Genomic DNA, 10402 nt, shown 5'->3' with positions numbered 1-10402 from the left:
GAGGAAAGGGAAGAGCATGAGCAATCCGTTCGAGGACCCCGAGGGCGTCTACTCGGTGCTGGTCAACGACGAGAACCAGCACAGCCTGTGGCCGGACTTCGTGGACGTGCCGGCCGGCTGGCGGGTCGTCCACGGACCCGCGTCACGGCAGTCCTGCCTGGAGTACGTCGAGGCCCACTGGACCGACATGCGGCCCCGGAGCCTGGCGGAGTCCATGGGGGGCTGACACCGGGGACCGCGGAGACGGGGGAGGGACCGGCCACGAGCGGTGCTCGCGGACGGCCCCTCCCCGCAGTGCGGGTATCCCTGCACGCGCCCCTGAAACAGCGTCAGGAAGCGGGCTGCTCCACCTTCGTGCCGGCCTCGCCGTCGACGGCCGCCGCCAGTTGCGGGACCAGGCGCTCGATCACGTAGGGCAGGCTGAGGACAGTGCCCATGGACAGGGCGTTGCCGTAGTCGCTGGTCTCGTTGACGTAGACCTCGCGGCCCTCCTTCACCACCTTCAGGTCCTTGTAGGAGGCGTCCTTGTGCAGCTTGGCGGCGTCCTTCGTGACGTCGCCGACCTGCCAGACGATGGCGCTCTGGTCGAGCAGGTCGGTGCGCTCCTTGCTGATGTTGGCGCCGAACTGGTCGCCGATCACCTTGTCGAGGTCCTTGGGCAGGGAGAAGCCCAGGTCGGTCAGGAGGTGCGAGCGCGGGTCCTGGCTGCCGAAGACGAACATGCCCTCGTACGGCGTGGCCATCACCGCGGTGGCGCCCTTGAAACCGGGGTGCTCCGCGGCGGCGGCCTTGATCTTGTCCTCGGTGTCCGCGACCGCCTTGGCGGCCTCCTCCGGCTTGCCGAGCGCCTTGCCGATCGTCTCCGTCTGCTCCTGCCACGGGACGCCGTAGTCGTTGTACTTCTCGGGCTGGGCGACCACGGGGGCGAACTTGGACAGCGACTCGTACTGCTCCTTGGTGAGTCCGCCGTAGACCGCGAGGATCAGGTCCGGCTTGAGAGCGGCGATCTTCTCCACCTGGGGGCCGGTGCCGGTGTCCTTGAGCACGGTCGGCGTCGCGGCGCCGCCGAGCCTGTCCTCTGCCCAGGGGCCGACGGCACCCTTGTAGCCGCCCAGCCACTCGGTGGTGCCGACCGGGGTCTTGCCGAGCGCGAGCACCGAGTCCTGGTCGGTGAGGCCCACGGTGACGATCCGCTTCGGCTCGGACTTGATGGTCGTGCTGCCGTACTTGTGGGCGACCGTGACGGGGAAGGCCGACTCGCCGGAGGAGCCCGCCTCCGTGCCGGCGCCCGTGTCGTCGGAACCTGAGTCGTCGGAGCCGCATGCCGTCGCGGTGACGAGGAGCATGGCGGCGGAGGCGAGCGCGGCGACGCATCGCGGTGCTCTGCGGGAGCGGAACATCGGTGGTGTGATCCTTCGTTCGGTTTCCTGTGGTGCCGGGCGGTGCGGGGGGTGGCCGGGCCTGCGCCGGTGTCGTGTGCTTCTCAGGCGCATGCGCCTCTCAGCCGGTGTCGCGGGGGTCGGCAGGGGCGGAACCGGCGTCGTTCGTGTCCCTGTGGTCCGACCACGCCTTCCAGAGGGCCGCGTACGGGCCTCGGGCGACGCGGAGTTCGTCGTGGGTGCCGGTCTCGACGACGCGGCCCGCTTCCATGACGACGACTCGGTCGGCGGTTGCCGCCTGGCTGAGGCGGTGGGCGACGATCAGCGCGGTGCGGCCGTCCACGGCTCGGGCGACCGCCTTCTCCAGGGCGCGCGCTCCGGCGCTGCCCGCTTCGGCGGTGGCCTCGTCGAGGATCACGAGCGGCGGGTCGGCGAGGATCAGCCGTGCCAGGGCGAGGGCCTGTGTCTGCGCGCCGCTGAGGCGGTGCCCGCCGTCGCCGACCACCGTGGCGAGGCCGTCGGGCAGCGCCTCGGCCCAGGTGAGGGCGTCGACGCGGTCGAGGGCGGACCGCAGTTCGTCGTCGGTGGCGTCGGGTCGCGCGAGGCGGAGGTCGTCGGCGAGGGGGCCCGCGAAGACGTGGGTCTCCTGGGTGATCAGGGCGACCGTGCGGCGGGTGGCGGACGGTCCGAGCTCGGTCGGTGGGACGCCGCCGATGCGGACGGTTCCGTTGGTGGGCGGCTGTATTCCGGCGACGAGCCGGGCCAGGGTCGTCTTGCCCGCGCCGCTGGCGCCGACGAGGGCCACTCGCTCGCCGTGGCGGACCGTCAGGTCGATGTCGTGCAGGACCGGATGCCCCGTGCGGTACGCGTGGCCGACTCCCCGCACGGTGACTTCGGCGGTCTCCGGCACGGCGGGACGGGCCGGCCGCGGGGGCGGGGGCTCGTCGGTGACGCCCACGAGCCGGGCCAGGCCCGCCGTGGCCGACTGGGCGTCGTCGAGCAGGACGAGGGCGGCGTTGACGGGTCCGAACAGGCTGTGGAAGTACAGGGCGGCGGCGGTCGCCGTGCCGATGCTCGCCGAACCGGCGTGGACGAGCCAGTAGCCGGTGACGAGGACCGCGGTGAGCCCGATGTACTCGGCGATGTGCAGCCGGCTGTAGAAGCCCAGGACGAGCCGCACCCCGCGCATGGTCAGTCCCACCAGGGACCAGGACCGCTCGGTGACGCGCTCGATGTGCTCCCGCTCCAGCCGGAACGCCCGCACGGTGGAACTGCCGCCGATGGTGTCGAGGAGTTGCTGCTGCTGGACGCTGCCGGCCGCGCGCTGCTCGGCGTACAGGGGGATCGCGCGGGTGACGTACCAGCGCGCGGTGGCCACCTGCACGGGCACGGCGAGCAGCGCTGCCAGCAGGAACCGCCAGTCGAGCAGGGCGAGGGCGCCCAGGGTGAGCACGATGCTGAGGAGGGAACGGGCCAGTTCCGGCAGCGCGCTCCGTACGGCCTCCGCGATGAGGGACACGTCGGCGGTGACCCGCGCCGTCAGGTCTCCGGAGCCCGCTTTCTCGACCCGCTCCAGCGGCAGGTGCAGGGCCCGTTCCACGAACCGTTCGCGCAACCGGGCCAGGGTCGTCTCGCCGAGCCGGGACACCAGCGACAGGCCGAGCCCGGTGCTGAGGCCCTGCGCCACGGCGACGGCCACGAGGAGGACCGCGGTGGTCGTGATGGCGTCGGCGGACCCGCGGTCGGCGGCGAGGTCGACGATCCGGCCCAGCAGCGGCTGCGTGAGCAGGCCGACGGCGGTGGCGCCGACCAGGACGGCGAACGCGGTCAGCGCCAGTGTCCGGTGGGGGCGCACGAGTTCGGCGACGGCCGCGCGGGTGCGCGCGGGCGTGGCGACGGGCAGCGCCGGTGAGTCGGTGCGGGGCCTCGCCCGGTTGCCGGTCATGTCAGGACCGCCGTCCGGTAGGCGACGCGGTCGTGGACCAGGTGGTCGTGGTCGCCGGTGGCGGCGACGCGGCCGGCGTCGAGGAGGACGGCCCGGTCGGTCACGGCGAGCAGGGCGGGGCTGTTGGTGACCAGGACGGTCGTACGGCCCGTGCGGACGTCCTTGATCCCGGTGGCGATCCGGGTCTCCGTGACGGCGTCCACGGCGGTGGCGGGCTCGTGGAGGACGAGGACGGGGGCGTCGGCGGCCAGCGCCCGGGCGAGGGCGACGCGTTGGCGCTGGCCTCCGGAGAGTGAGCGCCCGCGCGCGGTGACGGCCGTGTCGGCGCCGTCGGGCAGGGAGCGGGCGACCTCGTCGGTGCTCGACGCGGCCATCGCGGTGCGGATGTCGGCTTCCGCGGGTGCGGCGGCGGTGACGTTGTCGAGGAGGGTGCCCTCGAAGAGGTCCGCGTCGTGTTCGGCGACGAGGATCGCGGCGCGCGCCTGAGCCAGGCCGAGCGTGGACAGGTCGGTGCCGTCGAGCTCCACGGCTCCGGCGTCGGGGTCGGCGCGGCGGCCGAGGCAGCGCAGCAGGGCCGATGCGTCGGCGGGGTCGCTCGTGACGATGCCGACGGTCTCGCCGGGGGCGATGTCGAGGTCCACCTCGCGCAGCGTTCCGTACGACAGCCCGCGCAGCCGGAGCCGGCCTTCCACCCGGCGCGGCACGGGCCGGTCGGCCGAGGGGCCGGCTGTCACGGCGGGCTCGGCGCCGAGGACCTCGGCGATGCGGGCCGCGGAGGCACGGCCCTGTGCGAGCTGCGCGTTGACCCAGGAGAACACGGAGAGGGGGCCCATGAGGAAGAGGGCGAGGGCGACGGACGAGACGAGTTCACCGAGGGCGATGTCGCCGCGTGCGGCGAGCCGGCCGCCGACGAGCGCCACCAGGGCGAGGAAGGCGCCGGTGAGCAGGGTGACGACGCCGTTCTGCCAGGCCTCGGCGCGGGTCGCGCGCAGGGTGGCGGTCAGCGAGTCCTGGCTGATGCGGCGGTAGCGGGCGACGGCCGCCGGTTCGGCGCCGATGCCCTTGAGCACCCGCAGCCCGGCCATGAGGTCGGCCGCGACGCCGGAGGCGCGTGCCGCGCGCTCCTGCTCGGTCTCGCTGCGCCGCTCCAGGGGCTTGCTCAGCAGGTGGCCCAGCCACAGCAGCAGCGGGGTGCCCAGCAGGACGAGGAGCCCGAGGGTGAGGGACACGCTCAGCAGGACGACCGCGCTGACGAGCACTCCGGTGGCGGCCGCGATGCCGAGCACGAGGGCCATGGTGACGGCGCCGACCCGCCTTGCGTCCTCGGTGGCGGTGTTGGCGAGTTCTCCGGGCAGCCGTCCGTCGTCGGCGCCGCCCTCCTGGGCGAGGACACGTGCGACGAGTGCCGTACGCAGGTGGTGTGCGGCGGCGAGGGAGGCGCGCTCGCCGATACGGGCGCCGTGGCGGAAGCCGGCGGAGAGACCGACGTAGACGGCGGCCAGGATTCCGAGCCACAGCAGCAGGCCGGAGACGTCTCCATCCACCACGCCCCGGTCGATGGCCAGTCCGATGAGCAGCGGTACCAGGGCCTCGCCCGTCTGGTGGCCCATGCCCAGGACTGCCCCGCATACGACGGCTCGGCGTTGTCCCCCGACCGCGCCCCACAGGACGTCCCGTCCCGGCGGGTCCGTTCGCCTCACGCGTCCTCCGGAAACCGTTCACAGGTGACCCTCATGAAGAATCTAGGTAAGGCTAACCATGTTTCTCGCCGTGGGCCAGTCCCGCGGCGGCTCGGCCTGAGGCGACTTCACCGAGAAACCGGAAGACCGTCCGAAGCCGGCATCGCGTCAGCCCTTGGTCGCGACGAGGACGTGACTGTCTCCGAACTGCCAGACGGGGCAGACGTGTTCGAAGCCCGCCTGCCGCAGCAGTTCGGCGTGGCGGGCGAGCGTCAGGCCGTTGCCGTTGCCGCCGTGGTTGCCGAGCGCCGCCCGACGCCTGCCGCGCCGGTCGAACAGGTCGGCCAGTTCGGGGTCCCGGGCCGCCGCCTTCCACCACGACTCCCAGTCCTCGTGGCCGTGCGCACGGGAGCGTTCGGCGCGGCGGCGGGCGACATGCGCGGTGAGGGCGGAGCAGGGCGGGCACTCCTGGGCGAAGTGGTCGCCGTTGACGACGGCGCCGCCCGGGCGCAGCAGCGCCGCGAGCCGACGGTAGGTCCGCAGCAGGGCCGGCTCGGAGAGGTAGTGCAGGGCGGTGGTCGAGACGGCCGCGTCCAGGGGGCGGCGCAGCCCGAGGGCGTCGGTCCAGCCGTCGTCGCCGATCACGGCCTCCACATAGCGGGCGGCGTACGGGTGGTGGGTGCGGCCGAGTTCGAGCAGCAGTGGGTCCATGTCCGCGGCGACGATCTCGGCGCCCGGCAGGCGGGCGGCGAGCCGGGCGGCCAGGGAGCCGGGACCGCAGCCCAGGTCGAGGAGCAGGGGACTTCGCCGGCCGGCCGTGACGTGCTCGACGACGTCGGCGATCACCGTGAAGCGCTCCTCGCGGTCGAGGGCGTACCGCTCCTGCTGGCGCTCCCAGCGCTCCACCCACAGCTTGGCCGTCGCCATGCTCACGCCCATCGGCCGCGCGTCACCTCACCATCCCGTATGGTCCGCAGATGATCAGGACCCTACAGGTGAAAACGGTTCCCATTCACGTTTTCGGTTCGATGGGGTGACCAAGGAGATGCGCCGAGGCCGGAGCCGGGGTCAGGCCAGCTCGGTGAGTACGGACAGCAGCCGGTCCACCTCCTCCACCGTGGTGTAGGCGTGCACGCTGACCCGCACCGAGCCGTGGGTCGGGTCCGTCTCGTCCGTGCCGGCCTGGCAGAGGCTGTCGGCCCGGACCATGAAGCCGTGGCTGAACAGGATGAAACCGAGGTCGTCCGAAGGGATGTCCCGGTGCCGGAAGGTGACGATGCCGTGGCGCCGCTGCACTGGGGAGTCGGCCGCCAGACTCGCCTGGCAGCCCAGGATCTCGTACGGGGCGAGGTGGCGGAGCCCGTCGGTCAGCCGGGCCGCGAGGGCCGTGCCCCAGCGGGCTGTCCGGTCCGTGCCCGCCGCGTCCAGCCAGTCGAGCGCGGCCGCCAGGGAGGCGATGCCCACGGTGTTGGGTGTGCCCTGCCAGCCACCGGGCCGCAACTCCGGTCCGCGCGCGGGGTCGTTGCGGGCCCACACGGCTCCCGTCCCGGGCAGGGCGAGCGCCTTGTGCCCGGAGAAGACCACGAAGTCCACGTCGAGTTCGGTCACGGACACGGGCAGATGGCCGACGCTCTGGGCGGCGTCCAGACAGATCGGGACCCCGGGACCCACCGCGGCGCGGACGCGGTGCACGTTCATGTCACCGCCGTACACATGGTGGACGTGGGTGACGGCGACGAAGCGCGTCCGCGGCCCGACGACCCCGGCCAGTGCCCGGTGGTCGTAGTCGCCGGACTCCGCCTGGTAGGGCAGCGCACGCACCCGTATGCCGACGCCCCGCTCCGCCAGCAGTCGCTGGGCCTCCAGCCAGGGCAGCAGGTTGGCCCGGTGGTCGGCGTACGGGACGAGAATCTCGTCCCCGTCGGCGAGGTGGGTGGTGAGCCAGTCGCGGGCGACAGTGCGCAGCCCCTCGGTGGTGCCGCCGGTGAAGTGGACGGCCGACCGGCCGGAGTCGGGGTCCGGGTCGCCGAGGAACTCCTTGACGCGTCGCCGGGTCCGCTCGACCAGCGCGGTCGTCCGGTTGGCCCACGGGTAGGCGCCCCGGCCCGCGTTGGCGTTCGACGTCGTCAGGTACGACTGCACGGCGTCGAGCACCGCCCGCGGCTTCTGCGCGGTGGCCGCGCTGTCGAGGTAGGCCAGCTCGGGGTGGGCGGTGATGATGGGGAACTGGTCGCGTACGTCCCGCTGCCAGGCCGCCAGTTCCTTCAACTCGTCGTCCGGGTAGGCCGGTTCGCCGTCGGGCACGGTCAGTCCCGGACCAGGGGCGCGCCCGCGTCGCGCCAGGCGATGATGCCGCCGGACAGGCTGCGCACGTCGGGGTGGCCCATACGGGTGAGCAGGGCGGCGTAGCGGGCGGACTTCTCGCCGACCGGGCAGGCCAGCAGCACCGGCTGCCGTTTGCTGAACGGGAGCCCGCCGCGCAGCAGTTCGCCGAAGATCTCGTCGGCGATGTTGACCGATCCGTCGATGTGCAGCGCGGCGTACGCGTGCGGTCCGCGCAGGTCGACGACGAGTGGCGCCGGGTGGCCCTCGGCGATCCACCGCCGGGCGGCGTCCGTGTCGATGACCGGGGCTTCCGCCCGTACCTCCGCCTCCGTGAGGTGCGCCGCGGAGTTTTTCAGGGGCGGCCGTCCGAGGAGTTCGGGGCGGCGCTGGCGTACGTACCCGACGTAGCTCTCGGCCCGGTCGCAGACGATGAAGACGGCTGTCCGCCGCTCCGTCAGCTCCGCGTCGACGGACCGGAGATGGCGTACCGCCCCGTGGTACGCGGCACCGCCCGTGGGCCCGGACAGCAGGCCGCAGCGGCGGATCAGGGTGACCATGCCGTCGATCGCCTCGTCGGCCGTCACGGACTCGATGGTGTCGTAGGTCGCCGGGTCGAAGAGGCCGACCTGGTGCACCTCGTCGATGGTGCGGATGCCGGGGATGAAGTCCGACTTGTGGGCGACCAGGCCGAGCACCCGTACGTCCGGGTCGTGCTCGCGCAGCACCCGGGCCACCCCGGTCGAGGAGCCGGCGGTGCCCACACAGGCGACGAACCAGTCCGGGGCCCGCCCGTCGAGGTCCTTGATGATCTCCGGGCCCGTACCTGCCGCGTGGGCTTCGGTGTTGCGCGGGTTGAAGTACTGGTCGGTGTGCAGATACGTGCCGCCGGGCTCGGCGAGCGCCTGGTGGAAGCGGGTGAGCGGGTCGTCGGTGTCCGTCGGGTCGAGGCACTCGCTCCGGCCCGGCAGCTCCTCGATCTCGGCGCCGAGGAGCAGGAGCAGCTCCTTGATCTCGGGGATCCGCATGCGGTTGGTGACGCTCTTGAACCTCAGGCCGTGCAGGCCCGCGAGCAGCGCCAGCGCCTTCGCGGTGTTCCCGCTCGACAGCTCCACGACCGTCTCGCCGCGCTCGGCCGCGCCCGCGAGGTGCGGGCGGGCCATGTTCCACGCGGGCCGGTCCTTGACCGAGCCGAAGGGGTTGAGCATCTCCAGCTTGGCGTACAGGTCGATGTGGGTCAGGCCGTGCACGGCCGGGTCGATGCGGACCAGCGGCGTGTTGCCGATGGCCTCGGTGATGCTGTCGTACCTCATGAAGCGGGTCCCCCCGACTGCGTGATCGGCCAGTACTCCTCGTCCGGGCACCACCGCCAGGAGCCGCCGTCCCGCACCACGGCGACCGTGCGGGCGAGGGGCTGCCGCTGTGCTGTGTGGGCGTGGAAGTCCATCGCGTACCCCGCGGTGTTCGCGAACGCGAGGAGTTCACCGGCGCGCGGCAGCCGGGGCAGGTACACCGTGCGGCGGGTGATCAGGTCGGCCTCCAGGCACAGGTTTCCGACGAGGTGGACGCCCACGGGTCCCCTGGGTTCCTCGTCTCCCTTCCCTTCCCCGCCGTCGCGGGACAGCAGCAGGGGATCGACCAGGACGCCGTGCTCCTCCAGGCTCATGTCCCCGGCGTTCATGCCGACGCGCACCAGGTGGTCGCCCGAGCCGGTGGGGCGTACGTCGAGGACGCGGGCCAGGACCGCGCCGCACTGGTCGGCCAGCGCCCTGCCGGGCTGGACGGCCAGGTCGTAGAGGTGTTCCAGCAGGAGCGTGGCCGGCGGGCGGCCCGAGGCGGGGGCGGGCGCGGAGAGGAGATCGTCGAGGTAGCCGGGGCCCGCCGTCGGCCGGTGTGCCGGGTACAGGCCCAGGGCTCCGCGCAGTGTGCCGCCCTCGTTGCGCAGGCCGTAGCCGTGCCCGCGCCAGGTCAGGGCGGGCCGGGTGCCCAGCACGGCGTTCGCCAGCTCGGTCGTGTAGCGCTCCCACTGTCCGGCGTCCTCGACGTAGCCGACGCCGAACCCTCCGCCGATGTCGACGGTCCGCGGATCGAGCCCTCGGGCGCGGAACTCGTCCATCACCGCGACGCAGCTCTCCAGGGCGACGGCCTTCTCCGCCGGCCCGGTCGTGTCCAGGTGGTACGCCACGCCGACCGGTTCGACGGCGTCGCGGTGCCGCTCCAGCACGTCCAGCAGCGCCCCCACCTCACTCATGGGCGTACCGAAGCGGCTGCGCCGGGAGAGCACCTTCACACCGGACACGCCGGAGCCGGTGGCCGTGTCGAACCCGGACAGCCGGGGCAGGACGTCGACTTTCGGCAGTGCGAACTTCCGTACGAGGTCGGCCAGTTGATCGAGTTCGGTGGTCGAATCGGGGTGCACGGTGACACCGGTGCGTGCGGCGAGCCACAGGAAACCGGGGTCCTTGGGGCCGGTGGCGATGATCCGGTCCGGGGTGAACCCGCAGCTCAGGGCGTGCTGCAGCTCGCCCAGCGAGGCGACGTCCACGCCGACCGAGCCCGGGTCGGTGGCGGCCAGGCGCCGCAGGAGGGCACTGGACCGGTTCGCCTTGTGCGCGAACGTCACCCGGCCCGTGAGGTGGTGCTTGCGGTACACGGCCCGGAACCGCTCGGCGTTCTCGGCGATCCGGTCGGGCAGGAGCACGTTGAGGGGCGAGCCCAGCGCGTCGGCGAGTGAGTACAGGAAGGGCGTGGCCTCCAGCAAGGAACTGAGCGGTGGTTCGAGCCGTGGCTGCAGATACAGGGGCACACGCACGACAGGCTCCTCCCCGTGCACGGCCGCCGGCTGCGGCGCCCGGCGTTGGAGAGCCGCTGTCGTCCCTGCGTCGACAGCGGCCCGGACAACCGTTCGGGGACATCATTTCCGCGCACATACGGCTTTAAGCCCGGGTCTCACCGGGATGCACCGGATGCACCTGGACGCACTTCCCGGCACCAACGCCCTCGTGGTGCCGCCCGGGCGCCCCCGTGCGCCTGCGTGTGCGCCTTATAGGCAGCCGTCGCGTGTGCGGGCGCCCCGT

General features: G+C 72.9%; 8 protein-coding genes. 1 reads left to right on the top strand and 7 read right to left on the bottom strand.

Going from position 1 to position 10402, the window contains the following annotated elements; all coding sequences use genetic code 11:
• Nucleotides 1-16: 16 nt before the first annotated feature.
• Nucleotides 17-226, top strand: a complete 210-nt coding sequence (locus ACZ49J_RS19040) for an MbtH family protein (RefSeq protein ID WP_467449363.1) — start codon at nucleotides 17-19, stop codon at nucleotides 224-226.
• A gap of 103 nt (nucleotides 227-329) precedes the next feature.
• Here the strand turns inward: ACZ49J_RS19040 and ACZ49J_RS19035 are convergent, their stop codons facing one another.
• The 7 genes from ACZ49J_RS19035 to ACZ49J_RS19005 form a co-directional block, all read right to left on the bottom strand.
• The gene (locus ACZ49J_RS19035) at nucleotides 330-1400 is read right to left on the bottom strand and encodes an iron-siderophore ABC transporter substrate-binding protein (RefSeq protein WP_467449362.1); all 1071 of its coding nucleotides are present in this window, start codon (nucleotides 1398-1400) and stop codon (nucleotides 330-332) included.
• Between the two features lie 100 nt (nucleotides 1401-1500).
• A complete protein-coding gene (locus ACZ49J_RS19030) occupies nucleotides 1501-3324 on the bottom strand; it encodes an ABC transporter ATP-binding protein (RefSeq protein WP_467449361.1) in 1824 nt (607 codons plus the stop codon).
• Nucleotides 3321-5024, bottom strand: a complete 1704-nt coding sequence (locus tag ACZ49J_RS19025) for an ABC transporter ATP-binding protein (RefSeq protein ID WP_467449360.1) — start codon at nucleotides 5022-5024, stop codon at nucleotides 3321-3323. The genes ACZ49J_RS19030 and ACZ49J_RS19025 overlap by 4 nt, the downstream gene beginning before the upstream one ends.
• Nucleotides 5025-5171: 147 nt before the next feature.
• A complete protein-coding gene (locus tag ACZ49J_RS19020) occupies nucleotides 5172-5942 on the bottom strand; it encodes a methyltransferase domain-containing protein (RefSeq protein WP_467449359.1) in 771 nt (256 codons plus the stop codon).
• Between the two features lie 129 nt (nucleotides 5943-6071).
• Nucleotides 6072-7313 carry an aminotransferase class V-fold PLP-dependent enzyme gene (locus ACZ49J_RS19015; protein ID WP_467449748.1) on the bottom strand — a complete coding sequence of 414 codons (1242 nt, stop codon included), beginning with the start codon at nucleotides 7311-7313 and terminating at the stop codon, nucleotides 6072-6074.
• A complete protein-coding gene (locus tag ACZ49J_RS19010; protein ID WP_467449358.1) occupies nucleotides 7310-8638 on the bottom strand; it encodes a pyridoxal-phosphate dependent enzyme in 1329 nt (442 codons plus the stop codon). The genes ACZ49J_RS19015 and ACZ49J_RS19010 overlap by 4 nt, the downstream gene beginning before the upstream one ends.
• Nucleotides 8635-10137, bottom strand: coding sequence for a Y4yA family PLP-dependent enzyme (locus ACZ49J_RS19005; RefSeq protein WP_467449357.1), 1503 nt, complete (start codon nucleotides 10135-10137; stop codon nucleotides 8635-8637). Before ACZ49J_RS19005 ends, ACZ49J_RS19010 begins: the two co-directional genes overlap by 4 nt.
• Nucleotides 10138-10402 lie beyond the last annotated feature (265 nt).

This window comes from Streptomyces sp. NPDC030840, assembly GCF_055572015.1.
This window is presented reverse-complemented; position numbering and strand designations above follow the sequence as displayed.